Source organism: Granulicella cerasi, assembly GCF_025685575.1.
Classification (GTDB): Bacteria; Acidobacteriota; Terriglobia; order Terriglobales; family Acidobacteriaceae; genus Granulicella; species Granulicella cerasi.
This window is the reverse complement of record NZ_JAGSYD010000003.1, coordinates 921,721-947,761: the sequence shown is the minus strand read 5'-3', so window position 1 is coordinate 947,761 and position 26,041 is coordinate 921,721. Positions and strand designations below refer to the sequence as shown.

Annotated in this window: 23 protein-coding genes and 1 tRNA gene; 15 read left to right on the top strand and 9 right to left on the bottom strand. The window is 61.3% G+C overall.

From position 1 onward, the window contains the following. Positions 1 to 52: 52 nt before the first annotated feature. From OHL11_RS13525 to OHL11_RS13515, 3 genes are all read right to left on the bottom strand, one after another. Positions 53 to 1,258, bottom strand: coding sequence for an acyltransferase family protein (locus OHL11_RS13525; protein WP_263372025.1), 1,206 nt, complete (start codon positions 1,256 to 1,258; stop codon positions 53 to 55). Between the two features lie 220 nt (positions 1,259 to 1,478). Then, a complete protein-coding gene (locus tag OHL11_RS13520; RefSeq protein ID WP_263372024.1) occupies positions 1,479 to 2,138 on the bottom strand; it encodes a DUF4230 domain-containing protein in 660 nt (219 codons plus the stop codon). 337 nt (positions 2,139 to 2,475) lie between these two features. Next, entirely contained in the window at positions 2,476 to 4,113 is a 1,638-nt protein-coding gene (locus OHL11_RS13515; RefSeq protein ID WP_263372023.1) for a CTP synthase, read from the bottom strand. Positions 4,114 to 4,155: 42 nt separating this feature from the next. Between OHL11_RS13515 and OHL11_RS13510 the strand changes: the two genes are divergently transcribed. Together OHL11_RS13510 and OHL11_RS13505 are read left to right on the top strand one after the other, a co-directional pair. Next, complete coding sequence (locus OHL11_RS13510) at positions 4,156 to 4,758, top strand: YraN family protein (protein ID WP_263372022.1); 603 nt, start codon at positions 4,156 to 4,158, stop codon at positions 4,756 to 4,758. Between the two features lie 106 nt (positions 4,759 to 4,864). Beyond that, positions 4,865 to 5,359 (top strand): hypothetical protein, encoded by a 495-nt coding sequence (locus tag OHL11_RS13505; RefSeq protein ID WP_263372021.1) that lies wholly within the window; start codon positions 4,865 to 4,867, stop codon positions 5,357 to 5,359. Between the two features lie 5 nt (positions 5,360 to 5,364). Here the strand turns inward: OHL11_RS13505 and OHL11_RS13500 are convergent, their stop codons facing one another. The 5 genes from OHL11_RS13500 to OHL11_RS13480 all read right to left on the bottom strand — a co-directional run bounded on the left by OHL11_RS13500 (position 5,365) and on the right by OHL11_RS13480 (position 11,904). After that, positions 5,365 to 8,580, bottom strand: a complete 3,216-nt coding sequence (locus tag OHL11_RS13500) for a DNA polymerase III subunit alpha (RefSeq protein ID WP_263372020.1) — start codon at positions 8,578 to 8,580, stop codon at positions 5,365 to 5,367. After that, the gene (locus tag OHL11_RS13495; protein WP_263372019.1) at positions 8,573 to 10,081 is read right to left on the bottom strand and encodes a DNA polymerase Y family protein; all 1,509 of its coding nucleotides are present in this window, start codon (positions 10,079 to 10,081) and stop codon (positions 8,573 to 8,575) included. The genes OHL11_RS13500 and OHL11_RS13495 overlap by 8 nt, the downstream gene beginning before the upstream one ends. Continuing rightward, positions 10,072 to 11,232, bottom strand: a complete 1,161-nt coding sequence (locus OHL11_RS13490; protein WP_263372018.1) for a DNA recombination/repair protein RecA — start codon at positions 11,230 to 11,232, stop codon at positions 10,072 to 10,074. Before OHL11_RS13490 ends, OHL11_RS13495 begins: the two co-directional genes overlap by 10 nt. A gap of 373 nt (positions 11,233 to 11,605) precedes the next feature. Further along, positions 11,606 to 11,682: transfer RNA gene (locus tag OHL11_RS13485), tRNA-Ile, on the bottom strand. A gap of 69 nt (positions 11,683 to 11,751) precedes the next feature. After that, positions 11,752 to 11,904: a hypothetical protein gene (locus OHL11_RS13480; RefSeq protein ID WP_263372017.1), complete on the bottom strand. Its 153-nt coding sequence runs from the start codon at positions 11,902 to 11,904 to the stop codon at positions 11,752 to 11,754. 90 nt (positions 11,905 to 11,994) lie between these two features. On the opposite strand from OHL11_RS13480, the gene OHL11_RS17250 reads away from it, so the two are divergent. The 8 genes from OHL11_RS17250 to OHL11_RS13440 all read left to right on the top strand — a co-directional run bounded on the left by OHL11_RS17250 (position 11,995) and on the right by OHL11_RS13440 (position 21,021). Next, on the top strand, positions 11,995 to 12,513 hold the full coding sequence (locus tag OHL11_RS17250) for an HNH endonuclease signature motif containing protein (protein ID WP_317890652.1): 519 nt from the start codon (positions 11,995 to 11,997) through the stop codon (positions 12,511 to 12,513). A gap of 153 nt (positions 12,514 to 12,666) precedes the next feature. Then, positions 12,667 to 12,831, top strand: coding sequence for a PExPT-CTERM protein (locus tag OHL11_RS13470; RefSeq protein WP_263372016.1), 165 nt, complete (start codon positions 12,667 to 12,669; stop codon positions 12,829 to 12,831). Between the two features lie 218 nt (positions 12,832 to 13,049). Next, complete coding sequence (locus OHL11_RS13465; RefSeq protein ID WP_263372015.1) at positions 13,050 to 15,497, top strand: polysaccharide biosynthesis/export family protein; 2,448 nt, start codon at positions 13,050 to 13,052, stop codon at positions 15,495 to 15,497. 204 nt (positions 15,498 to 15,701) lie between these two features. After that, positions 15,702 to 16,715, top strand: a complete 1,014-nt coding sequence (locus OHL11_RS13460; RefSeq protein ID WP_263372014.1) for a GNVR domain-containing protein — start codon at positions 15,702 to 15,704, stop codon at positions 16,713 to 16,715. Positions 16,716 to 16,760: 45 nt separating this feature from the next. After that, positions 16,761 to 18,077 (top strand): hypothetical protein, encoded by a 1,317-nt coding sequence (locus tag OHL11_RS13455; protein WP_263372013.1) that lies wholly within the window; start codon positions 16,761 to 16,763, stop codon positions 18,075 to 18,077. A gap of 74 nt (positions 18,078 to 18,151) precedes the next feature. Continuing rightward, positions 18,152 to 19,408: a group 1 glycosyl transferase gene (locus OHL11_RS13450; protein ID WP_263372012.1), complete on the top strand. Its 1,257-nt coding sequence runs from the start codon at positions 18,152 to 18,154 to the stop codon at positions 19,406 to 19,408. 3 nt (positions 19,409 to 19,411) lie between these two features. Continuing rightward, positions 19,412 to 20,476 (top strand): glycosyltransferase family 9 protein, encoded by a 1,065-nt coding sequence (locus OHL11_RS13445; RefSeq protein ID WP_263372011.1) that lies wholly within the window; start codon positions 19,412 to 19,414, stop codon positions 20,474 to 20,476. Next, positions 20,473 to 21,021, top strand: a complete 549-nt coding sequence (locus OHL11_RS13440) for a D-glycero-alpha-D-manno-heptose-1,7-bisphosphate 7-phosphatase (protein ID WP_263372010.1) — start codon at positions 20,473 to 20,475, stop codon at positions 21,019 to 21,021. The genes OHL11_RS13445 and OHL11_RS13440 overlap by 4 nt, the downstream gene beginning before the upstream one ends. Positions 21,022 to 21,133: 112 nt before the next feature. Here the strand turns inward: OHL11_RS13440 and rfbC are convergent, their stop codons facing one another. After that, on the bottom strand, positions 21,134 to 21,691 hold the full coding sequence (gene rfbC, locus OHL11_RS13435; protein ID WP_263372009.1) for a dTDP-4-dehydrorhamnose 3,5-epimerase: 558 nt from the start codon (positions 21,689 to 21,691) through the stop codon (positions 21,134 to 21,136). A gap of 259 nt (positions 21,692 to 21,950) precedes the next feature. On the opposite strand from rfbC, the gene OHL11_RS13430 reads away from it, so the two are divergent. The 5 genes from OHL11_RS13430 to gatA are packed head-to-tail and all read left to right on the top strand — an operon-like array spanning position 21,951 to position 25,979. After that, entirely contained in the window at positions 21,951 to 22,697 is a 747-nt protein-coding gene (locus OHL11_RS13430; protein ID WP_263372008.1) for a sugar transferase, read from the top strand. Between the two features lie 35 nt (positions 22,698 to 22,732). After that, complete coding sequence (locus tag OHL11_RS13425) at positions 22,733 to 23,842, top strand: glycosyltransferase family 9 protein (protein WP_263372007.1); 1,110 nt, start codon at positions 22,733 to 22,735, stop codon at positions 23,840 to 23,842. After that, on the top strand, positions 23,842 to 24,132 hold the full coding sequence (locus OHL11_RS13420) for a DciA family protein (RefSeq protein ID WP_263372006.1): 291 nt from the start codon (positions 23,842 to 23,844) through the stop codon (positions 24,130 to 24,132). The genes OHL11_RS13425 and OHL11_RS13420 overlap by 1 nt, the downstream gene beginning before the upstream one ends. A gap of 39 nt (positions 24,133 to 24,171) precedes the next feature. Continuing rightward, a complete protein-coding gene (gatC, locus tag OHL11_RS13415) occupies positions 24,172 to 24,504 on the top strand; it encodes an Asp-tRNA(Asn)/Glu-tRNA(Gln) amidotransferase subunit GatC (protein ID WP_263372005.1) in 333 nt (110 codons plus the stop codon). An 8-nt stretch (positions 24,505 to 24,512) separates the two neighbouring features. Beyond that, complete coding sequence (gatA, locus tag OHL11_RS13410) at positions 24,513 to 25,979, top strand: Asp-tRNA(Asn)/Glu-tRNA(Gln) amidotransferase subunit GatA (RefSeq protein ID WP_263372004.1); 1,467 nt, start codon at positions 24,513 to 24,515, stop codon at positions 25,977 to 25,979. Positions 25,980 to 26,041: the final 62 nt, after the last annotated feature.

Sequence of the window (26,041 nt, the reverse complement as noted above, 5' to 3'; positions counted from 1 at the left end):
ACCCATGTCTCAAAATCGAGACATGGGGCACTCGGTTTGTGGCGGCTTCTGGCTATGCGGCGAGTCGTGCGGCTTCTTTCTGTCCGTCGCGATAGCGCTTCCACCAGTTCTTGATGACAAGTTGCATCGGGTGCTCGACGAATCGTCGTGCGCCCATGGCGAGCAGCACGACGGCCACGTAGCTGATCCACGGATCGATCGACTGCACATGCAGCTTCTCGGGCAGGTGGTAGTTGTGGATGAGCATGAAGACGTTGAAGTGCAGCAGATAGAGGCAGTACGTTGACGTGCCGACGGCTACCAGCGGACGGATCGCGAAGATGCTCGCCAGCGGGCTGGGGCCGCTGAGCCCGAGGATGATCAACGCGAAGATCGGCGTCAGCAAACCGCCATGGATCATGATGTAGGGCAGCTTATCTGCAAGGTGATAGGTGACAAACCACATCGCCGTGAATCCCGCGATGCCGGCGATCATGCGGCCGCGCACCTGCAGGTTCCACGCGCCTTGCAGTCGGCCCAGCGTGAGGCCCGCGAGGAAGGTGCAGAGGTAGGGCAGCGGCGTGTACTTGAGAAACTGCACCCAGAACCCGCCGGAGTAGCGGTCGGCCATGTGCGGCAGGTGGTCGGGGTTCAGGAAGATGTAGGTGATGTGCGGGACCATGCCCACGGCCCACAGGCCGAGCACCATCGCGATGAGCGTGCTGGTCTTCGTCGGCCACTTCAGGCGCATCAGCCACGGGAAGAGAATGTAGAGCGCGACCTCGCAGGAGAGCGTCCAGGTGACGGTCATCCAGAAGGTGGCGAGGTTGGGGAAGAAGCCCTGAATGAGCAGCGGCGTGGCAATGGCGCCTTCCCAGAAGTCCGTGTGCGATCGCACCTGCCACTCGGTGAGCAGCATGGGGATCGAGATGATCATCGTCAGCAGATAGACGGGGTAGAGACGCGAGATGCGCGCCATCCAGAAATCGGCGGGGTTGATCGTGCCGCGGTCCGCGTAGTTGTACGCGAGGATGTAGCCCGAAATGAGGAAGAAGAAGCTGACGAAGACGTAACCGATATCGACCAGCGGATAGAGCGAGACCCACGGATGCGCGTTCCACCGCAGGCCCGAGGGGGTGAAGTGAAAGAGCACGATGGTGAGCGCGAGCAGCGTGCGCAGGCCGGTGAGCGCAGGCAGCGCGGGTTTGCGCGTCACCTGTGGCTTTGGTTGAAGCTCGGCTGCGGGTTCGCCGGTGGAGGTCGGTGCGATATCTGTCATTGAATCGTGGGGCCGTGTACTTTCTTCACGTTAGACGCGGAAAGCGGAGGCCGAAGACTCAAGCGTAACGCAGATTGTGCAGCGAAGTGGAGCGACAGGTGACGCGAGTTACGGGTCGCGAGTTTCGAGCGATGAGTTGGCGTCATTCCTGCTAACGCGTGCAGCGGTGGTGAGCTTCCGGTCATGCCTCGCAGGAACCTCTGGTGATGAGCGCGAAGCGCTACTTCACGTCCACCTTGGAGAAGCCGAGGCCCTGCAGCAGCGTGGTCAACTGTGCGCGGGCGTTCTTGCGCGCGGCGTCGAGGATGCCGTCCTGCAGCGCGGCCTCCTGCAGCTGCGTCTGGGCCTTTTGACGCGCAACGCTCTCGAGGTTCGGGTCCGCGTGAACGAAGAGGCCTGTGGTGCGCTGATAGACACGTGTGTGGGCGTTGTCCAGCGTGGTGACGAAGATCTCGCTGGCCGGCAAGGTGACCTGCACGCTGCGAGCGCTGCCGTTGTCGGTGATCTGCAGGTCTTCAGGCTTCAGCTTCGAGAGATCGACGCCTGCGATCGTCTGTCCGTGGACGATGAGCAGCAGCTTGTCGCCGGTAAGCGCGTCCGGCAGCAGCGGGAAGGACGCATCGCCTTCAACCACGGTGTCCAGCGAGTAAACGACGGTCTCCAGGCGGTTCAGCGCCTGGATGCGATCGACCACGGTGGGCGCGGAGATGACATTGAGTTGCCGCCCTGTGATGAGCGAGGCGAGCTTGCCCGCGAAGCCTGAGCGCGCGTGGTGCACGAAGACGCCCAGCGCCACGGCGCCGATGATGACGGCAAGCACGATGCCTGCCAGTGCGCCGCCAGGACGACGTTCTCCGCGATAGCTGGTGTATTCACTCATTGCGCTTGATTCTACTGCTTCTTCTCCAGACGGTCGTTGTTGTCATGAACGCAGCAGAAGGATCTGTTTATCGATGTTCCTTATTCCAAAGCTACGAACGGGTGCCCCATGTCTCGATTCTGAGACGTGGGTTTGCAGGATGCTTCCGATAGGCCATGCATTCTCGCTCTCCCACATCTGCATGAAGCGCAGATGTGGGGCACCCGGCATCCCGCGTGCTGCTAGCGCCAGCAGACGTGCCTCCGCCAGATCCCTCGCTGCATTCAGGATGACAGTGTTGGAGGTTCAAAAGAAAAGGGCACAGCCGAAGCTGTGCCCTCATGTGTGCTGCGGAAGCTTACGCCGTAGCTTGCTTTGCTTCCTTGCTCGACTTCGCCGTCGCGCGGTTCGCGTAGCTGGCCTTCACGAATGCGTGGAACAACGGATGCGGCTCGAGCGGCTTTGACTTGAACTCCGGATGGAACTGGCAGCCGAGGAAGAACGGATGCTCGGGGATCTCGACGATCTCCACGTACGTTCCTTCCGGCGACGAGCCAGTGAGTCGCAGACCTGCGCCCACGAGCACCGCTTCGTACTCGCGGTTGAACTCGTAGCGATGACGATGGCGCTCGCTGATCTCGGTGGTGCCGTAGGCCTTCGCGGCCAGTGAGTCCGGCTCCATCTTGCAGGTGTAGGCGCCGAGACGCATCGTTCCGCCCATCTCTTCTACGCCGATCAGCTCGCGCAGCTTGTAGATGATGCGGTGCGGCGTCGCCGGGTCGAACTCACCCGAGTTCGCCTGCGCGAGGCCCGCTACGTTGCGCGCGTACTCGATGCACGCCGTCTGCATGCCGAGGCAGATGCCGAAGTACGGCGTCTTCGACTCGCGCGCGTAGCGAATGCCGTTCAACATGCCCTCGACGCCTCGCTTGCCGAAGCCGCCCGGAACGAGGATGCCGTCGAAGTGCGCAAGCTGCTGCGCGTAGTCGTCGGTCTCCAGGCCCTCGGCCTCGATCCACGTCACGCGGAGCTTGAGGTTCTCGGCCAGCGCGCCGTGCACGAGCGCTTCCTTCAGCGACTTGTAGCTGTCCTCGTACTCCACGTACTTGCCCACGATGCCGATGTGGACCTCGTCCTTGGGGTTGTAGGCGCGGTGCACGATGTCCTGCCAACGCGAAACGTCGGCGTCCTTGGCCTCGATGCGGAGGTACTTGAGCGCGAGCGTGTCGACGTTCTGTTCGGCGAGGTTCAGCGGCACTTCATAGATGCTCGCGCAGTCCTTGGCGATGACCACGCCACCCTGTTCGACGTTGCAGAACGCGGCGATCTTCTCGCGCATGTCGCGCGGCACTTCGCGGTCGGCGCGGCAGAGCAGAATGTCCGGCTGAATGCCGATGGAGAGCATCTCCTTCACGGAGTGCTGCGTCGGCTTGGTCTTCAGCTCCTGCGCGGCGGCGATCCACGGGATCAGCGTGACGTGCACGAAGACGGTGTTGTCGCGGCCGAGTTCCTGGCGCATCTGGCGGATGGCCTCGAGGAAGGGAAGCGATTCGATGTCGCCGACGGTGCCGCCGATTTCGATGATGGCGACGTCGCAGTCCGCGCCGACTTTCTTGGCGGCGGCCTTGATCTCGTTGGTCACGTGCGGGATCACCTGAACCGTCTTGCCGAGGTAGTCGCCGCGGCGCTCCTTGGTGATGATCTGCTCGTAGATGCGACCGGTCGTGAGATTGTTGTCGCGGCTCAGCTTGGCGTGGGTAAAGCGCTCATAGTGACCGAGGTCGAGGTCGGTCTCGGCGCCGTCGTCGGTGACGAAGACCTCGCCATGCTGAAATGGGCTCATCGTGCCCGGATCGACGTTCAGATACGGGTCAAACTTCATGAGGTTGACCTTCAGTCCACGCGCTTCCAACAGGCAGCCGATGGAGGCTGCGGCAAGACCCTTGCCAAGAGAAGACACAACGCCGCCCGTCACAAAGATGTACTTTGCTGACATATCCACCTGCTTTTTCGAATGCTGATCGGGATTGTGCTCGGGGTGCACGATCAAGTATATCAAGCCACCTGTGCAGAAGGCGACCGCAACGTCTATGCTGGGCGCATGAACCCTCATGCGGCGGCGTCCCTTGACGGCTTGCGGCCTCTCGGCTGGCAGGCGCGCCTGTATGCGTGGCTTCTGGATCGTGCGCAGCGTCGCCGCGCCATAAAACGCCTGCGAAAAGGCCACAAACCGCTGCCGGAGCATCTGCTGACCGGCGAACGAGGCGAAGACGCGGCGTACTTTTTCCTCGCGGCGCAGGGTCTGCAGGTGGTGGCGCGGCGCTGGCGCTCTGGCGGACACCGCAGCGATCTCGACCTGGTGGCGTGGGACGGCGAGACGCTCGTCGTGGCCGAGGTGAAGGCCCGCACGGCGCGCGATGCCTACGCGGCTGAGGACGCAGTTGACCGCGACAAGCGCCAGCAGCTTCGCAAGCTCGTGCGGCAGTATCTGCGGCACGTTCCGCAGCCGTTCCGGCAGTATGTGCCCGTGCGGTTCGATGTGGTGTCGGTGTATCTGTTGCCCGGGGCTGAGCCCGAGTGCGAGTGGTGGAAGAGCGCCTTCCCGCGGCACGATCCGGCGGACGAACCGCGTCGCTGGTAGCGGTTCTCGAAACGCAACAGGAAATTCATCCCGAAACGCCCTTGCCGGTGTCTAATGCAGTGAGGCTTCACGCTTCACCAGATCATTGCCCGCAAAGGAAGACAGCATGAGCACGTTGATGGATGCACCGAACTACGACCCCACCCGCGACCGCCTGATCAAGAGCACGGTCATCTCGGTGGTGACCGTGCTGATCGTAGGCTTCTTCTTCACGTTTGCGGGCTACGTGCTGGGCCACGGCTGGGCGTTCTCAAACATCCCCACCGAGCATCGCGTGAACAAGTTCTTCAACGCGCTGGAGGCGAAGGATTACAAGACCGCCTACGCGCTCTATGAGAATGATGAAAACTGGGAACAGCATCCGTCGAAGTTCGGCTATCCGCTGCCGCGCTTTATCGAAGACTGGACCACGCACAGCCCGGTGAACGGCCCCATCACGCAGCATCACGTCGATATCTCGAAGACGGACGGCACGGGGAACTTCGGTACGGGGACGATCGTGGCCGTGCGCGTGAACGGTACGACGAAGGTCTTCATGTACGTAAACCGCGCCGACGGCACAATGACCTGGCCCGCTCCGCACGTGCTGGAGTACAACTAGCGTTCTTAGTGGAAGTCATGTGATCGTACTTCGATGGGCGCGGCATGGAGGTATTCCAGCCGCTCTGTCTTCACATGCACTACCCCGTCTTGGTTCTGCAGCTTGCCGAAAACCTTGAGGAACTTGCCGCTGGTGACGATGCGGCGGTCCTCCTCGTAAAGGTTCGGGTGGATGACGATGTTCGCGATCCCGGTTTCGTCTTCCATCGAGAGGAAGATGAAGCCGAGAGCTGTGCCCGGTCGCTGGCGGGCGATGACCGCACCGGCGGCGATAACGCGTGAGCCATCGCGCTTGCCCTGTAGCTCTGTGGCGGATGAGACTCCAGCTTGTCGCAGCTCTGCGCGCCGATAGCCCATCGGATGCGGACTCGTAGATAACCCTGTGCCTGAATAGTCCGCCACAAGACGTTCTTCTGTTTGCATGCGACGCAGTGGAGAAGAAGCTGGAGAAGAAGCCGTCTCCGCGACGAATAGCGGTCCAGCATTCCGGCTGACCTGCTCGATCTGCCAGATGGCATCGCGGCGATGTTGCACTTCACCGATCCAATTCAACGCACCGATGCGCGCGAGCTGTGCGAGATCGCTGCGATTGAGCCGGGGCACTCGCTGGTGTAGATCATCCACGCTGCGAAAAGGACCATACAGCGTCCGCGATGCAACGATAACTTGGGCGAGGTCGGCATGGAGGCCGCGCACGTAGTTGAGGCCGAGGCGCAGCGAGCGAGAGCCATCCGGCTCGTGCTCGATGGTGCAGGTGGTTGCAGAGGTTTGTAAATCGATGGGTTTGATGCGCAGACCGTGACGAAATGCATCCTTGATCAGCACCGCAGGTGTGTAGAAGCCCATCGGCTGATTGTTGAGCATGGCGCAGGTGAAGGCCGCGAGGTACTTCACTTTGAAGTACGCCGAGGCGTAAGCGATCAACGCGAAGCTCGCAGCGTGTGATTCGGGAAATCCGTAGAGCGCGAAGGATTGAATGCTCTGCACGATGAGTTCTTGTTTCTCGGCATCGATTCCGTTTTCATCCATGCCATTGCGCAACTTCACCATCAGCTCAGACATGCGTTTCCAGGTGCGACGCATACCCACAGCTTTGCGAAGCTCTTCCGCTTCGGCCCCACAAAAATTACCGACGACCATGGCCATGCGAAGCAGCTGCTCTTGAAAGAGCGGAACGCCGAGCGTTCGTTCCAGTACTTTATCCAGGCTGGGGTGAATGCTCTCGGGCTTTTCGAGACCTTGCCGCCTGCGCATGTATGGGTGCATCATCTTGCCGACGATGGGGCCGGGGCGAATGATGGCGACCTGTACGACGAGGTCATAGAACTTACGCGGCGCGTTACGCGGAATCGATGCCATCTGCGCGCGGCTCTCTACTTGAAACATGCCTACGGTGTCGCCCTTGCAAAGCGTGTCATAGACCTCGGAATCGTCATGAGGAAGCTGGCCGAGGTCGACGGCTTGGCCATAATGTTGCGAGATGAGCGTGGTGCAATCTTTTATCACAGCCATCATGCCAAGACCCAGCAGATCGATCTTCAACAGACCGAGCGCTGCACAATCGTCCTTGTCCCACTGCACGACGCTGCGTCCTGCCATCGACGCACGTTCCAGCGGTACGACTTTGTTGAGCTGCCCCTGGCATATGACCATGCCACCGGAGTGCTGGCCGAGATGACGAGGAATGTCCTGTATGCGTTCGCATAGCTCAACATACTTCGCGATGCGCCAATGCTTGATGTCGAAGCCAGCATGGCGAAAGTTGTCGCCCAGTGTCTCGTCTTTTTTGCGCCACTCCCAATGGCCAACTAGGCTTGTGAGGCGAGCGAGAGTTTCTTCATCAAAGCCGAGCGCTTTGCCAACCTCACGCGCCGCAGACTTGCCGCGATACGTGATGACGTTGGCGGTCATCGCAGCACCAAGCTCACCGTAGTTTTTGTAAACGTATTGAATAGCGCTCTCGCGCTTGTCGCCAGAAGGCAAATCGAGATCTACGTCAGGCCACTCGTTACGGTTCTCATTGAGGAATCGCTCGAAGAGCAAGTCCATCCCTACTGGATCAATCGCGGTGATGCCTGTCGCATAGCAAACTACAGAGTTGGCTGCGCTGCCGCGTCCTTGGACCATGATGTCGTTTTTGTTGCACTCACGAACGATGTCTTCCACGATCAGGAAATAACCTTCGAAGCCGAGCTTCTCAATCAACTCCAACTCACGTCGTGCCTGAGTCTTCGCTCTGCGCATCAGGTAAGGATCGCGCTTGGGCCGATAGCGTCGCTCGATGCCGTTGCGAACGAGCTTACGCAGAAGCATCCACATGGGTTCGCCAGTGGGCGTGTTGTACGTAGGAAACTTATAGCCGAGGTCATTCAGTTCAAACGTGAGCCTCTCGGAAAGCAGCACCGTATTCTCGACCGCTTCGGGGACGTCATGAAACAGACGACGCATCGCACGCGCACTGCGCACCTGGCGCTGCGAGTTTCGCTGCAGTAACCGACCTGCTTTATCGAGCGGGACATGATGGCGCACCGCGGTAAGGACGTCTAAAATTTCGCGCTCATACTGCGTGGCGTAACGCACACCGTTCGTCGCCAGCAGAGGCAGATGCAGACTTTCAGCCAGCCGCATGGCTGTCTGATTGCGCCATTCTCCTGCGCGATCACCATGTCGCTGCAGTTCCACATACACATTGCTACGACCGTAGATTTGTATGAGCTTCTCTAAGCATTCGCGTCCGGCGACCTCCCCTCCACGCGTTATCGCCGCAGCCAGCGGGCCTTCTTCACCACCGGTCATGCAAATCAAGCCCTGCGAAAATTCATGCAAGTCCTCCAGCATTGCTTCGCCTTCGCATTTGCTGCGCTCACGCATCTTGAAGCGCGTAATCATCTGGCAAAGGTTCTGATACCCGGTGCGGGATTCGCAGAGCAATGAAAGCCGAACCGGAACAGCCCGCTGCTGATGAGGGATCCAGTCTGGTGGAAGCACAGCATCCCCTAGTGAGGAGACTGAGATCTCGGCACCAATGTGTGCGCGCACGCCATTCTCTTTGGCTGAGGTATGGAAGCGCGCGGCCCCATACACGCCGTTGCGATCGAGCAGGGCCATCGCTGGCATCTCTGCTTCCACCGCTGCACGCACGAGAGCTTCCGGGTGCGAGCCGCCTTCAAGGAAGCTGAACGCGCTGTTGGCATGTAGCTCGATGTATTGTGGCTCAGTCATACATCGCCTCCATCTGCCAGTGGTGGTGGAGCAGATCGTGCGCGAGGATGCAAAGGAGAGTCTCTCCACTGGTCGCACATGCGGAGATGTCCCACTCCTCGCAGGACCATACCTCTTGCGTCCACCACTCACCACTCCGGCGCCACGGACCGAAGGCTTGATGCACGATGTATCTCTTGCCGGTGAGATAGAACTCATGCGGACGCGATTCGCGAAGCATCATGGTGAGTGGCGATGGAGGACGGCAGCGCCGCAAGGTCGTCGTGTTCGACTTCGTCTCCTGCGTCTTCACCGAGGATGCGGTCGAAACCGTGAACGGCTCCATCACGAAGCCTTCGCTTGCATGAGTGTCGAGCAATCGAGCGCGGCCCACGCGGTCTTCACCGACGATTGCAGCAATGCGTGCAAGCGTGATGTCCAGGCGCGCTGCTTCCGGTGTTTGTGGCGCGAAGAGACCCAGCTGCATCTTGCTGCGATCACCCGGTTCGGCTTTCACCAGCACCGCAAGAATGCCTGCAGGCGGCGGATGCGCTTGCAGGTCAAGATGCAGCAGCTTGAGTAGCACCTCTCTCTGCGCGACAGGCAGCGCAGGCTTCAGCGTTCGCTCGAAGCGTTCACCACCATCAAGCGCCAGCGTGAGAGTTACGCTCGCCAACGCGAGCGCATGGTTTTGCGCACGAGCGATGAGTTGATCGAGCATCGGGCCGAGGACGAAGAGCAGCGAGTCGAGCAGCTCAATCGGTGCGTCGAAGGCGATGTACTCGCTGAGCGTGAACTCTGGCTCTTCGGGAACCATGAGGTGCGGGTGCTTGCCTTGCGCCATCAACTGCAGGCGTTTGCCTTGTTGCCCGAGGCGCACTACAAGCTCCGTCTCTGGTAGCTGCGCGAGATCGCCCAGCGTCTTCAGCCCCCATAGCTCCAGCTTGTCGGCTTGTTCCTGCGAAAGCGGTAGTGCCGTGAGCGGAAGATGATGGAGTACAACTGCCTCTTCGCCAGGGGCCACCACGGATGGCTTGCGCGATGACGGTGCTAGGCAGACCGCAGTGTGCTGATTGGCACTCGCAGCGATGCCAGCGGAGAAGAAGAACTTTTTCAGCACTGCGTCGAGCTTCGCAACGATTTGTTTCGCGCTGCCGAAGATCAACTCCGAGCCGGTCATGTCGAGCACGGCATCCAGCGCAGCGTTTCTCGCAGGCTGAATCTCAACGCGCGGCGTGAAGGCGGACACCGCATCAAGCAGCGCAGCTTTTGCGTGCTGCTCTTCAAGCAGGGAGCGACGCAGCACGACGATGTCGTGGAAGCTCTCCAGCTCAGCCTTCGTCATACCGTGCGCCACACCTTGCTTCATGGCTGCGGGGCTTGCGCTGCATACTTCCTCCAGAGGCGGGACGCCGGCCATCACTGCAACGGCTTTGCCCATCAACTCTGGACGAAGACGAATCAGTGCTTGCGCCGCGAACTCCGGCACGTGAACGCAGACATAGAGCGGAGTCATGCCCATACGGCCTCGCTCTTCCACGAGCCGGGGTGTTCTGCTTGTGGAGGCTTGCGTATCGGCACGATGCGGTTCGGCTGCTGTGCGAATCGGCTGCGCTCAACCTCTGCCGCAAAACGTACGCCCGTCATCACCGCGCCGTCGAACTCCATCACTCCCGGCTGCATCCTCACCACAAGCCCTGCGCTGGAGCGGGCGCAGGGATGCTGCGTGAGCAGAAGCAGCGAGGTGCGACTGCGCTCACACGCAGCGCGATAACGAAACCACGTTGCCAGCGGAATACGCCACGCATACTCGGCAGGAATGTCGCCAAGGTCGAGCACGATGGCCGCAAAGCCTCCGTTGGTGAGCAGCAGATCGGTAACGCGCAGCGCGTGGTCGAGCGCCTGCCAAGGCTTCTGAGGCGACGCGTGCGTCGTGCGTGCTGCAGGCTTCATCGGCTGAGAGCTCACCGTCGAGAGCTGCGGCTCACGACGCGGCAACGGCTCGGAGCAGCGTGGCGTGATAGCAAGATTGTCGCCGCGACGTGGCGGCCTGCGGTCTGTCGGTATCTGCTCCTGCCTGTCAGGAGCACGGTACGAGAGCGGACGATTCGGTGCACCCGGCGTACCGACCATGCGGCGTTCGCGACGACTCTGATGATCGAGCAGACCACCATGCGCTCCGAGTAACGCCTGCACAGCCTGCGGCATGTTGCGGCCTTCGCTGCGCGGATGTGGGCTGCCGCCGCCTCCGCTCGGTGCAAAGGCCTCCGTATGCCCGGCTACGCGTTGCGCGACCCATCCCTCGTTTGTCGCCGCTACGTTTGTCGCCGCTCTCGCTCCACGCACCCATAGCAGCCGCTTCAGGTCCATGCCTGCCGCGCTGGCAGAGATCGGGTCGAAGGAATCGCTGACGTCCACCCACGCGCTGACGCTTCCTTCTGCTTGAAGGCACGAGACGAAGTGTTGTGCCGCGCCGGTGCGGCCTGAGCAGAGGCCACCTACCAACTCGGTAATGGCCCCAATGGGAGCACCACCGTGCGCTGCGGAGTCTATCGCTTCAATCCCAAAGGGCAGCCTTGCCTCGGCCCTCACCGCAGGAGCAAATGGCGACGCAACACGCTTCGAGAGTGCCTCCTCCACCATGTGGCTGACGAGTTGTGCGGAGCGCAACATTTCGCCTTATCTTCGCCCCAAAAGGGCTGTGATGGCAAACTGCACAAAACATGGGGCAAGCATGAATCCAGAACGGATTTCACTTGTAAGTAAAAGTAAATAAGGTGGTTATAGTGATTCGGGCATTTCGGTTTAGCTGGTCTGCAAATCTGGAGCGTATTCCGTACGCCACATTGACCATAGCGATCCACGCGGAACCTCGGTTCATGGACACTGCCACGAACGCCTCACCAGAGTGGATGCCAAGGACTGCCTGCAACCGCCACGGCGAGCAAGCTCGAAGTTGTTACCAGCGACGGTGAAAGCGGTGTTGGGCTGCAGGCCAACACCGCATGGTCAGCGTTGCGAATGATCTATGGCTGAAGAATGTGGATGGTGGGCCCACCAGGACTCGAACCTGGAACCAAGGGATTATGAGTCCCCTGCTCTAACCGATTGAGCTATAGGCCCCTGTGCGGGGATGGCAGCTTTGCCAGTCTCGCATAGGGGCTTTCGGGTTTCCAAACCCGGGGCTGGCGGCTACTTCGTAGTCGTACCTGTTTCGCCGGGGGCCGAGGGGTTGATCTGGTTGGGTGCCGTCTGCGGCTCGGGGCTTGTCGCAGGGGCGTTGCTGGAGCCTGATGCCGTGCTGTTGCTCTGGGCCGGCTGTTCGTTCTTGTTCTGATCTGCCATGATGCGTCTCCTCCAGACTTCTTTAGCTGTGATGCGCTCTGAGCGGCCGTAGCTGTAGAGGTCGGCGGAGCGCGATAAGCTTTTCTCACCATGTCCTCGAGCTCCCATCAGGCGAAAACTGCGCGTCGACTTGCCGAGTCGGGCTGGCTTCGGCCGGAGCAGCGTGAGCGCGGGCCGAATGGGCTTCCGCTCTGCCGGTGGTGCCGGCTGGAGATTCTGGCGAAGCGGCGGCGCACCTTCTGTTCCGAATACTGCGTGCACCAGTGGCGTCTGCGGTCGGACCCCGGATATCTGCGCGACCAGGTCTTTCTGCGGGACCGCGGGATCTGTGCGCTGTGCTCCTCGGACACGGTTGCCGAGTATGCGAGGCTGAAGCGTTCGCGCGGAAATTCGAGAGCCATCGCGCTCGAAATGTGGGGTTTGCGGTCTGTGACGGCACGGCGGTCGTTGTGGGACGCCGACCATATCCGCCCCGTTGCGGAGGGCGGGGGAGAGTGCGATCTGGATAATTTGAGGACGCTCTGCCTGATGTGTCATCGGGAAGCGACGGCGGAGTTGCGGCTGCGGCTGAAGGGGCGAGTCGCCGTGCGGCTTCCGTCAGAAATTTGAGGCCCGGGCAACCTGCGACCCATTTTGAGAATCTATCGTGAATAAGTAGCTATTCAGGGGTTGGATTTTGGAGCTTGCCACCTACGGGGTGGTATCGTTATCCTGAATCAACACCCTGAACACTCCAAATTTTCCTCGAAGGCGAAGATCATCATGAAGGCAACCTCGCGCATCGTATTTATCGGCTCCCTGCTTTTCATTCCTGTTCTTGCGCACGCTCAGACTGGTTGCGTGAACTCGCCTGAGTGCCCGACGGCTGTTCTCGGCCTGGTCGGTGCTGCTGGCGCTGCGCTGTATGCGCGCTTCCGCTCGCGCTAAGCTTGCGGTTTTACCCTTTAGCCTTTTGAAGTTCTCGAGGCCACTTCCCTTGGTGGAGGTGGCCTTCGTGTATTCAGCGTTAGGAGCGAAAGCTCGCACCGGCGCACTCGAAATGCTCGCTATCCATTAGACTTCTTGCACCATCCTGCTGCGCGCACAACCGCGCGGCAGAGTTTAGCTACAGCCAGCTCTACCCGGCTAGAAACAGGTTTTTCGGCGTGAATCCGTTCTCAGCGACCCGCTTGTCCTCCATCTTTTCCCCCCGCAGCTTCTCGCAGGCGTGCCTTGCTCTGTTGATGATCGCTGGCACCACGTCCGCTCTTGCACAGACGGGCGGCGGTGGCGGCGGAGCCACTGGGGGAGCAGCGGGTGGATTTGGTGGCGCGAGCATTTCGGCTCCATCGTCCTTGAGCGGGACCTCAATACAAAGCGGAGCGCAGAACGCGCAGACGCGTTCGGCAGAAGCGACGACGGATCGCGCAGACGATGCGACGCGTCGCGCAGAGGTCTCCTCTGCGGTTCGCGATGTGCCGACGGAGTTTGAAGAGATGGTGCTGGCCAGCACCGGACGCCGTGTGCCGATCTTTGGTGCGTCGCTCTTCAGCGGTGTGCCTTCGACCTTTGCGCCGATCGACGAGGTTCCCGTCAACGACAACTACGTGATCGGGCCGGGCGATGAAATTCTCGTTCAGCTCGCGGGACAGTTCAATGACAAGCTCACTCTGCGCGTAGATCGCTCAGGCGCGATCCAGTTGCCGGGCGTGGGTTCTGTGCAGGTTGCTGGGCTGCATTACGGGCAGCTCGGGTCATTCCTGAACCAGCAGCTAGGTCGTTACTATCGCAACTTCACGTTGAGCGCACAGCTTGGTCGTCTGCGCACGATTCAGATCTTCGTGGTGGGCCAGGCGCGCCGTCCGGGTTCGTACTCGGTGTCGTCGCTGAGCACGTTGCTCAACGCGGTGTTTGCTTCGGGTGGTCCATTGCCTAGCGGTTCGGTGCGCGACATTCAGGTGCGCCGTGGCGGTAAGGTCATCGAACACTTCGATCTGTACGACCTTCTGTTGCATGGTGATAAGTCGCACGATATCGCACTGGCTTCGGGCGATGTGGTCTTCTTCCCGACGGTGGGTCCGCAGGTAGCGATCATGGGCAGCGTTGCGGTTCCGGCCATCTACGAGCTGAAGGGCGAGAAGGATGTCGCTTCCGTGCTGGAGCTCGCTGGCGGACAGACGAACGTTGCGGCGGGCCAGACGGTTCGCCTCGAGCGCGTACATGACCATGCCGACCGCTCGATGCGCGACATCTCGCTGGATAGCCATGATCCGATTCGCGATGGCGACATCATTACGGTGACCTCGATCATCGATCGCTTCCGCAACGCCGTGACGCTGCGTGGCAACGTGGCGAACCCCGGACGCTATGTCTGGCATGAGGGAATGCACCTCAGCGATCTCTTCCCGTCGCGCGAAGCGCTGGTCACGCGTTCCTACTGGCGCAAGCGCAATCAGCTCGGTCAGGCGCAGCAGGACTATGCACCCCGCTCGGGTTCGCAGCCGATTGATGAAGAAGGCGCGCTGCAGGTACATGGTTCGCAGACGGAGCGTGAGAGCGGAAGTAATTCCAGCAAGACGGCGACCAGCTCGGATGGTGGTGGAAGCTCTGTAGGCGCTGCGCTGACGGCGAGCAACAATCTGTTCGACGCGAAGACGGATGTGGTGCTTTCCGCGCCGGACATCGACTGGGGCTACGCTGTCATTGAACGTCAGAACAAGGAAGATCTAACGACCTCGTTGATTCCGTTCAACCTGGGCAAGCTGGTGCTGGACCATGATGCTTCGCAGAACCTGCCGTTGCAGGCCGGTGATGTCATCACGATCTTCTCGAAGGCCGATATCCGTGTGCCTGGCTCGCAGCAGACGCGCTACGTGCGTCTGGAGGGCGAGTTCGTCGCGTCCGGTGTCTACAGCGTGCAGCCGGGCGAAACTTTGCGCGCCTTGATCCAGCGCGCCGGTGGTCTGACCTCGGATGCGTATCTCTATGCTTCCGAGTTCACGCGCGAGTCGACCCGCCGCGTGGAGCAGCAGCGTCTGGCGGAGTATGCCGACGAGCTGGAAGCGCAGATATCCGCCGTGACCGCGAGCAATCAGGCACGTGCCGCTACGTCGGGCGATCAGCTGGCCGCGACGGCTTCTGCCGCCGATGCGCGGAGCGCCGTGGCGCGCCTGCGCCGTATGCAGCCCATCGGCCGTATCGTGCTGGACCTTCGTCCCGACAGCCAGGGGGTGGATCAGATTCCCGATCTTGCGCTCGAGGACGGTGACCGCTTCGTGGTGCCGCGCATCCCGTCGAACGTGAACGTGCAGGGGCAGGTGTACAGCGCCAATGCGTTCCTGTTCGCCCCCGGCCAAACGGTGTTGAAGTACCTGGAGCGCGCGGGTGGGCCTGACCGTGAGGCGGATCGCAAGCGTATCTTTGTGTTGCGCGCCGACGGTTCGGTGGTCAGCCGCCAGTATGCTCACGTGCTGGCGGCGCCGATCTATCCGGGCGATACGGTGGTGGTTCCGCCGGTGCTGGACAAGCGCGCGATTCTGCAGCGCATCCTGGCAATCTCGCAGGTGATCGGCAACATTGGCTTCGGTGCTGCAGCTATCAACGTGCTGCGGTAGCTTTCGCTGACGAGAGATTTTGCATCTTTGAGGATTTGATTTCGCATGTCGCTTGAACATTCCAACTCTCCGCTGCCCAACGCCTCTGAAGGGGAACAAGGCATAGACATACTGGCGGTAGTTGTCTCGATCGTCCTTGAGTGGCGTCTGATCGCCAGCATCTTTGCGGTCGCACTGACTTTGTGCGTCGCCGGAATTTTTTCGATGAAGACGCTGTTTGTCAGCACAGCATCGATTCTTCCGACGAACATGCACGGACAGGACTCGGCCATGGCGGCGATCTTTGGCCAGCGCAGCGCCGGCGCTCTGTACATCGGTCTTCTCAGCAGCCGCAGTGTGCAGGATGACGTCATCGATCAACTGGACCTGATGAAGAGCTTCCACGCGAAGGACCGCGAGGCCGTTCGTGGTGTGTTGGCTAGCGAGACTACGGTGAACGAAGGCGCCGATTCGCTGATCCAGTTGAAGGTGAAGGATGTCAGCGCGCAGCGCTCCGCGCAGATTGCCAATGCTTATCTGGTGGCCTTCCGGAACCTGAATGATCGTCTCAGCCTGACCGAAGGCGCGCAGACGCGAAAGTTCTTTGAGAAGCAGTTGGAGCAGGAACGCGAACTGCTGTACTCCGCAGAAGACCGCCTGGCGAAGACGCAGAAGTCGACAGGTCTGGTGGATTCTTCTTCGCAGACGCAGGCGGGAATTGCGTCGATTCAGGCGATTCGCCAGCAGATCACGGGCTACGAGGTACAGCTTGCTGGACTGCTGCAGCGCGAAACGGAGAACGCCCCTGAAGTGGTCACGATGCGTTCGCAGATTCGTCAGCTTGAGGCCAAGGAAAGCCAGATGGAAAGCAGCACCGGTGCGGTTCCCGTCGGCGCTGCGCCGAGCGCTGCGGGTATGCCCGACAAGAACCTGGACCTGCTGCGCGCCACGCGCGATGTACGCGAACACGAAACGATCGTGGAGTCGATGTCGCGCCAGTACGAAACCGCGCGACTGGCGGAGGCTGAGAAGAGCTCTACCTTCCAGGTGATCGATATGGCGCTGGTGCCGGACCGCAAGGCCTGGCCGCCGCGCAAGACGCTGCTCTATCTTGCGATTGCCATCTCGTTCCTTCTGGGCTTGATGGGTGCCATCGCCAAGCGTTTCTGGCTTCGCATGGCGGCTGACCCTGCATCGCAGGAACAGTTTGCCCGTCTACGCGCCGGACGTACGGCGTAACGTTTCGAGCGAACCTTCATGCGTCTCTTCCGCCATCCACATCCCGTGGCTATGTTCACTGCCTGGTTTCTGGTGGTGTTCAATGTGCTGTTTCCCAAGGGTGGATTCAAGGTCGGGTTCGTACCGATCACGTGGGGATATGTCTTCCTCGGCCTTACGGCGCCGGTGCTGCTGGTGTACAGGCTTCTGGCGCTGCCCCTGCGCTATCGCAGGAATCTCTATCTCGCGATGCTGTGCATGTTGCCCATGCAGTGCATCTTCATTTACACGGGGCTCACGTTCGGCCTCGCGGACACCGGATTTGCGGTCGGCAATGCGGTAAATTTCATCTTTCTGCCCTGGGTGGTACTCGGCATCTACGCGCCCTTTCTGCCGTTGATCGATGGAAACCGCCTTTCCAGGTACTTCCGCTGGTCCATCTTCCTGACCGTGATCTGGGGAATCTTCCTCTTCGTCTGGCATCCGCTTACGGGGCATTTTGTGGAGATTCCGTACTTCACGGTGAACGCCGGCGACTATGGCGATCTGGAGTACACCAAGCACATCGCGCGCGGGCTCTTCCTGAAGCTGATCTCGACGTATAACAACGGCAATCTGTACGGCGTTGCGATGCTGATCTTCCTTCCGCTGTATGAGTTGCTGGAAGCAAAGGTGTGGCGCCGACGGTTGCTGAAGCTCGCCCTGGTGCTGACGCTGTCTCGTACGGTTTGGGTCGGCATCGTGCTCTACGAAGCGCTGCCGCTGATCACGCTGCTGGCGCGTCAGGCCAAGACGCTGCCGGTGCTGTACCTGGGCGACGCGAAGAACCGTGTGCTCGCGCTGATTGCGATCTCGACCATCATCTTTTCTTCGTTGGTGCTGAATGGTTCGGGGCTGGGCTTTCTGCTCGACCCGACGGCGGGCGGCCGACTCGGACAGTTGAACGCCATCACCGAGGCCGACTGGCTGCCGGTGCGCGGTCTGCAGGGGCTTTCCGAGGCCACGTACTCTTCCGCCACGTTCATGTACGGCTACTTTGGTCTCATCGCGTTTCTGCTGATGATGTGGGGCCCGATGTTGCTGCTGCTCGTGGACCGCTCGCCGCTCAAGTCGCCGACGCGGCTGGCCGCGTTGAAGGGCATCATCCTTTATTGCTTGGTGGCGACCATCGACGGCGGCATCAACTATCTGCCGGTAATGCTCTTCTTCTGGTTCGCTTATCTCATCTATCTGTACGGGTGGCCGGGTGAGGCGGAGGGCACGCTCGTGATCGCTACGCCGCAGAAGCGACGCGTGAAGAACAGCTTGTGGCGGAGGTTGCTGCCACGCAAGCCACGTGTCCCTAAGTCCAACGAAGAGCCGCAGCTGAATCCTGCGGCTTGAACGCACCAAGCACGACGGCAACGCAACGGAGATGCACGCTGGCCGCAAATCTCAAGAAGGTAGACTAGCCATTGATGAATCGCGCTGCCTGCACTATCGTTTCGCCGAACTATCTTGCCTATGCACGCACCCTTGGAGCGTCGTATCTTCGCGCGCATCCGGGCCATCGTTTTTTCGTGCTCATCGTTGCCAACCTGACCGATGCAACGCCGTTCCTCGGCGGCAGCTTTGAGCCGGTGATGCTGCATGAGATCGGCGTCGCCGACCTCCGCGCCGAGGCGATGAAGTACGACATCCTCGAGCTGAATACGAACGTGAAGCCGGCGTTCATGCTGCATCTTCTGGCCAAGCATCAGCTTGACACGCTCGTGTATCTCGACCCCGACATCTATGTCTACGCGCCGCTGGAGCCTGTGTTTGAAGTGTTGGACGCAGGCGCAAGCGCCGTGCTGACGCCGCATATGACCACGCCTGTGTGGGACGGAAAAGCTCCCGGCGAGCAGGACCTGCTGGTGAACGGAACGTACAACCTCGGCTTCATCGCCGTGAGCTCCAGCGAGGAGTCGCGCAAGCTGTTGCAGTGGTGGGATGTGCGCTGCCTCGAGGCCGGATACAGCGAAGGCCGCTCGGGCCTGTTCGTCGATCAGAAGTGGATCAACATGGTCCCCGGCTTGTTTGCCGACGTGCACATCTCGCGCAACGCGGGCCTGAACATGGCGTACTGGAACATCCACGAGCGCGGCATTCAGACCACCGCCGAGGGCTACATGGTGGAGAACGCAAACACCGCTCCGGTGCCGCTGCGCTTCTTCCATTTCAGCGGCATCGTTGTGACGGACGAGAGCGTTCTCTCGAAGCACACGAACCGCTACACGCTGGCTTCGCGTCCTGACCTCACGCAGCTTTTCGCAGACTACAAGGCCGCGGTGCGCGCGGAGAAGGCCGCTGCGTCTGCCGCAGAATCACTGCCGTATGGATTCGACGCGCTCAGCGATGGCACGACGATCACGCGTCTCGCGCGTCGCATCTACGCCGCGCATCAGAAACACTTCGTGGGTACCGATCCTTTCGACGCGAATGGACCGTTTGCGAAGTTCGCGAAGCAGCAGAAGCTTGTTGCTGGCGTTGTCGCGCCTGCGAAGGAGACGTGGAAGGACTTCAACCCGCGTGATCGCCGCGTGGACACGGTGCACAAGCTCTTCGGCTGGGCGTTGAAGCTCGTCGGTCCGCATAAGTATGAGCTGCTGATGCGCTACTTCGGCCACATCTCTATCCTGCGCAACCAGAGTGTATTTCTGCGCGATGCGCGTTGGCCTGAGGAAGGGAAGTAGCCGATGAAGCGTGCGCTCATCGTGAAGCTGGGGGCCATCGGCGATGTCGTCATGGCCATCCCCGCGGCGCGTGCGCTGCAGGCTGAAGGCTACGCGATCGATTGGGTCTGCGGCCGTGCGGCTTCTTCGATTCTCCAGCTCTATCCGTGGATCAACGTCGTCGAGGCGGATGATCGCGCGCTGCTATCGGGCAAGCCTGGCGCGATCTTTTCGCTGTGGCGCCGCTTGCTGCGTGCGAAGTATGACGTTGTCGCAACGCTCTATTACGACAGCCGCTATCGCATCCTGACGCTGCCGGTGCGCGCGTCGCGCAAGTTCCTGCTGTCGACGACGAAGCGTGAGTTTGCATTGCTGCCGGGGCGTCACCACACCGACGAGTATGCGCGTGTGTTGCGCGGGGCGAAGGACGATGTGCGACCACAGGCGCTGGCGCCTCTGCTGCCGGAGACGATGCCGGAGAGCCCGTTGGCGCGCGGCGAACGTGCTCGCGTGGTGATGATCGCCGCGGGCGCACGCAACGCGATGCGCGACGATGCGCTGCGTCGCTGGCCCGTGGAAAGCTACATTGCGGTAGCGCGTGAGTTGCAGGCGCGCGGGCATGAGATCGTGCTGGCGGGCGGGCCGGATGATCGCTGGGCATCGCCGTACTTCGAGCCGCTCGGCTTGGTGGATATGACGGCGAAGCTTTCGCTCGTGGAGATGGTTGGGCTGCTCAACAGCGCCGACGTGGTGTTGACGCATGACACCGGCCCGCTGCATCTGGCAGGTATCACGCGCGCGGGCATCGTCGCGGTCTTTGGGCCGGTCGATCCACACGGACGCTTGCCGCAGCGGCACAACTCGGTGGCGCTGTGGGGTGGTGCGGGCTTTGCGTGCCGACCTTGCTATGACGGTCGCGACTACGCGCCATGCTCGAACAACCTCTGTATGCAGCAGGTGACGCCCGGGATGGTCGTGGGCGAGGTGGAGACGCTGATCGCGGCTCGACGCGAAGGCAAGCCGTTGCTGCCGCGTGTGCGCGTGCCGAAGCAAACGGAGCCGTTGGTGCAGATCGGAGCCGGCGAGTGAGCGGGCGTGCGTTATTTCTGGACCGCGATGGCGTGGTGAATCACGAGGTCGGCTACCTGCACCGCATTGAAGATGTTCGCTGGGTGGACGGCATCTTCTCGTTGGCGCGCACGGCGGCGGAGCTCGGCTATCGCATCATCGTGGTGACGAACCAGTCCGGTATCGGCCGGGGGCTGTACACCGAGGCGCAGTTCCACACGCTGATGGACTGGATGCGTGCGGAGTTTGCCGCCAAGGGCGCTCGGCTGGATGCGGTGTACTTCTGTCCGTTTCACCCGCGTGAGGGCATAGGCGCGTATCAGCGCGAGCATGAAGACCGCAAGCCTGGACCGGGCATGTTGCTGCGCGGTGCCCGTGATCTTGGTGTGGACCTGTCGCGCTCGCTGATGGTGGGAGATCGCTGCTCGGACGTGGCCGCAGCGAACGCGGCGGGCGTGCCGCAGATGTTTCTACTGCCCGGCACCGAGGAAGCTGGGTGCGCGGGCAGGTTTACGGCGGTTGATTCGCTGGCTGCGGTGGAGCGCTGGATGCGCGAACAGGGGTAGGTACGAAAGCCGGGCGCCCCTGCCGCGCGGTGCTTTGCGCAGACGGCAGAATGCTTGGCCCGCTGTCATCCTGCGAACCCGTGTCTCAGAATCGAGACATGGGTCATCCGAATTATTCGGGCAGATCGGCTTCGGTGAGGAGCTTGCCGACGGCGTCCTTGGAGGAAACAGACGGCGTGAGGCCCTCAACCGGCCAGTCGATCTTCAACGTCGGATCGTTCCACAGGATCGATCGCTCGCCAGCAGGGTAGTAGCCGCGGGTGGTCTTGTAGAGCACCTCGGCGGTTTCCGAGAGCACAAGAAATCCGTGGGCAAACCCTTCGGGAATCCACAGCATTTCCAGCTGGTTATCCTCGGTGCGGGGCTTCAGATGGAAGCCTGCCCATTTGCCGAAGTGGGGTGAGGATTTGCGGATATCCACGGCGACATCCCAGATGTGGCCGCTGAGGACGCGGACGAGTTTACCCTGGGGCTGGCCGAGCTGGTAGTGCAGGCCGCGGAGCACGCCGCGCACCGAAAAAGACTGGTTATCCTGCGCGAAACTGGCGGGCAGGCCGCTCTGTTCGAAGCGCTCAGAGTTGAAGGTTTCCGTGAACCAACCACGGTCATCGCCGAAAAGTTTCGGACGGACGAGCTGAACGCCAGGCAACGAGGTTTCGAGAATCTGCATCTGTACGATTACACCATGATCTCTGGGCACGCCATCAGGCGTACCGGGACAAGATTCGGCAGCCCAGAAAACTTCATGGGAACTAGCCGCAACTTTTGCTCGCTGAAGTAGTTACAATTGGAAACACACCTTGTTGCTGTTGCTGATCTGATTCATCTGGCGTTTCCCTTTAGCGGGCATACTCGTTTTGACAGATCTCGGAGATAAGAGATCGTCGCTACAAGCGAATGTTTCACTTCCTGGTTTTGGAGTGCGCCTGATGTCTGCAGAAACGCAAGAAATACAAACGGAACGCACCAGCGTCTTGTCGTCGCCCACCGGTTTTGCGACGGAGGCGACCTGGAATGCGTACTCGACTCCGAGGCCCCGCGTCGCCAGCCCTACCCGTCGTTTCAGCTATCGCGTCGTCAAACGCGCGTTCGATGTGCTTGCCGTACTCGCCGTATCGCCGATCCTTGTCCCGCTCTTTGCGGTGATTGCGTTGGCCGTGCAGCTCAGTTCTCCGGGCCCGGTTTTCTTCTCGCACCGCCGCATTCGATCGCATGGCGACTTCTTCTCCATGTGGAAGTTCCGCACCATGTGCGTGAACTCGGCTGAAGTGCTCGAGGAGTACCTCGCCAAGCATCCGGAAGCGCGCGCCGAGTGGCGCGAGACCCACAAGCTCACCAAGGACCCGCGTGTGACGCGCGTTGGCAACTTCCTGCGCCGCACCTCGCTCGACGAGCTGCCGCAGCTTTGGAATGTTTTGACCGGTTCGATGAGCCTGGTCGGTCCGCGTCCCATCGTTGCCGCCGAGGTTGAGAAGTATGGCGATGAATTCGCTGCTTACGCAGCGGTGAAGCCCGGTGTGACGGGACTCTGGCAGGTTTCGGGCCGCTCGAACACCTCGTACGACGAGCGCGTGAAGTACGACCGCCAGTATGCGCAGGAGTGGTCGCTGCGTATGGACCTCATGATCCTGGTGCGCACCGTGACCTCGGTGTGGCATGGCGACGGCGCGTACTAAAGTAGCCGAGAAAAAGTAGCCGATAAAATTACAAGATGAAGCGTGGCAGTCGCATGAACCGTGTGCTCGACTTTTGGGTCGGCACACCGGTGCTCAACCTACTCGCGACCTTTCGTCGCCGCCGCAAGCCTCCGACGCAAATCCTGCGTCTGGGCGTGATGTGCTCGCCTGCACTCGGTGACACGCTGTTGTTTTCCGCGGCACTCCAGGACCTTCGCGCGGCGTATCCGCAGGCGCACATCACCCACATCTGCATGAAGCAGAATCTTGCCGCGGCGGAGATCATCCCCGGTGCGGACGAGCGTTTGCTGATCAGCCTGACGGACCCGAAGGGCACGATCCCGAAGCTGCGAGCGCAGCGCTTCGATGCGCTGGTGGATTTCTCGAGCTGGCAGCGGCTGACGGCGTTTTATTCGCTGATGTCGGGCGCGAAGTACATTGCGGGCTTTGCCACGAAGGGGATGCGCCGCAGCCGCGGATATGACCGCACGGCAGAGCATCGCAATGATCGTCACGAGATCAAGAACTTTCGTGCGCTGGTCGAAGGTTGCGGGCTGGTCTCTGCGCCGTTCCATCACCATGAACCCGCGTTGTTGCTGGACGAGAGCGGCCCCATGCCGTTCGCCGAGGAGCCGGATCTGATTGCGTTCCACCTCTGGGCTTCCGGGCAGAACTCGCACCTGCGCGAGTGGGATGACGCAAATTGGATCGCGCTGGCGAAGGCGATTGCGCGCCCGGAGACTCTCTTCCTCATCACCGGCGGCCCAGGCGATCGCGAGCGCTCCGAGCCTTTTGTCGCGGCGATGAACGCGGCGGGAATCCGCACGCAGAGCTTCGTGAGCCCCGATGGGTTTCGTACGTTGACGCGCGTGCTGAAGCGTTGCCGCGCCGTGGTGAGCGTGAACACCGGCGTGATGCATCTGGCCGCCGTCGCGGGTGCGCCGACGGTCTCGCTGAACGGCCCCACCGCGGAGCATCGCTGGGGCGCGCGTGGGCCGCGCGTGGCGAATGTACAGCCTGCCGACGGTAGCGGCGGCTACCTGCATCTTGGCTTCGAGTTTGGTGAGAACCCCGCGCACGTGATGCCGCAGATCCTGGTGTCGCAGGCGATCGACGCCGTGCGTCAAGTGGAAGCGGTGCGCTAATGCAGCGAATGCGCGATGTGCTGAAGAGCTCGCTGGGACGCAGTCTGTCCGAGTTGGGGGACGAAGACCGCCTCGCCGCAGCGTGGCAGGTTGTGTGCGGGGCTGCGCTGGCCGCGCACGGCAGCGTCTCGCACCTCGACGCGGAGCACGTGGTGCACGTCACGGTGGACTCCGAGGAGTGGTTCAGTGTCTTCATGGACCGGCGATCCTCGATCGTGAGCGAACTGGCGCGCGTCGCGAAGGTGCGGCTTGACGGGATACACTTTGCAAAGGCCCGCATGGCTCGCTGAGAGGGCGGGGCAATGGAACGCGGACAAGGAAACGAACAGATGAGTGAAACTTCAAACAGCGCTGTCTCGATCGACGAAGTGCGGCATGTGGCCGCGCTGGCGAATGTCGAGCTGACGGCGGAAGAGTTGCCGCGCATGGCGCGCGACCTCAACGCGATTCTTGGCTACATCGCCGAGTTGAACGAGTTGGACACCACGGGCATTGCGCCGATGGCGCAGGCCAGCGAAGCGCTGGGCCTGACGCCCGCCGCGCATGGTGAGACGCTGCGTGTGGATGAGGTTCGCCCGTCGGTGGACCGTGCCGCCGTGATGGCAGAGGCGCCGGAGACCGATGGCCGCTTCTTCAAAGTGCCGAAGGTCATTGAGAGATAAGCGAGAAGATGAACGGACCGCATAACGAACTGGAAACTCTTTCGCTCGGCGTTGCACGCGAGCGTGTTGTTGCTGGCACCGTGTCAGCAAGCGCACTGGCGGAGCAGCATTATGAGCGCATCGCCGCGCTGGACGTGCGCGAGAACGATGGCATCAACAGCTACCTGGCGCTGACGAAGGAGCGCGCGCTCGCGCAGGCGGAGAAGATCGACGCTGCGGCCAAGGCGGGCAATCCGCTCGGCCCGCTGGCGGGTGTGCCGATCGGCATCAAGGACGTGCTGACGATGATCGGCGCGCCTTCGACCGCTGGCTCGAAGATTTTGAAGGGCTACCACCCGCCCTACGATGCGACGACGGTGCAGAAGCTGGAAGCTGCGGGCGCTGTGCTGCTCGGCAAGCTCAACTGCGACGAGTTCGCGATGGGCTCGTCGAACGAGAACTCCGCGTACGGCCCGGTGAAGAACCCGAAGGCGCTCGACCGCGTGCCTGGTGGGTCGTCGGGTGGCTCGGCTGCGGCTGTGGCTGCGGGGCTTTGCGTGGCTTCGTTGGGTACCGACACCGGCGGCTCGATCCGTCAGCCTGCGGCGTTCTGCGATGTCGTGGGCGTGCTGCCGACGTACGGTCGCGTGTCGCGCTTCGGCTTGATCGCGTTTGCGTCTTCGCTGGATCGTGTGGGTCCGTTCACGCGTTCGGTCGCCGATGCGGCGACGATGCTCGGCGTGCTTGCCGGGCAGGATGCCAGGGACGCGACGAGCTCTGAGCAGCCGGTGGCGGATTACGTCGCAGAGCTTGCGAAGCCTGTTGCAGGGCTGAAGATCGGCGTACCGGAAGAGTACTTCGGCGAAGGTCTTGACCCTGAGATTCGCGCCTCGATCGAGAAGTCGCTTGATGATCTACGCGCTGCCGGATGCACGATTGAGAAGGTCTCGCTGCCGCACACGAAGTACGCGGTGCCGACCTACTACGTGATTGCGACCGCCGAGGCGAGCTCGAATCTTTCGCGCTTCGATGGCGTGCGTTTCGGCCATCGTACGACGGATGGCAATACGCTTTCGGCGATGTATCAGCACTCGCGTGATGAGGGCTTCGGCGCTGAGGTGAAGCGTCGCATCGTGCTGGGCACATATGCGCTCTCGTCGGGCTATTACGACGCGTACTATCGCAAGGCGCAGCAGGTTCGTATGCTGCTCGCGAAGGACTTCCTCGCTGCGTTTGCGAAGGTCGATGCGATCGTGTGCCCTGTGACGCCGACGCCGCCGTTCAGGCTCGGCGAGAAGACCGATGATCCGCTGAAGATGTACCTCGAGGACATTTACTCGGTGGCCGCGTCGCTGGCGGGCATCTGCGGCATGAGCGTGCCTGCGGGCTACACGTCGGCGGGTTTACCGATCGGCGTACAGGTGCTGGCGAAGCCCTTCAATGAAGCGACGATGCTGCGTGTGGGCTCGGCGATGGAAGCGGCACGCAAAGCGTAAAGCTTGCATCCAAACAAACAGCGCGGCGCTCGAATCTTCGAGCGCCGTTTACTTTGAGCACG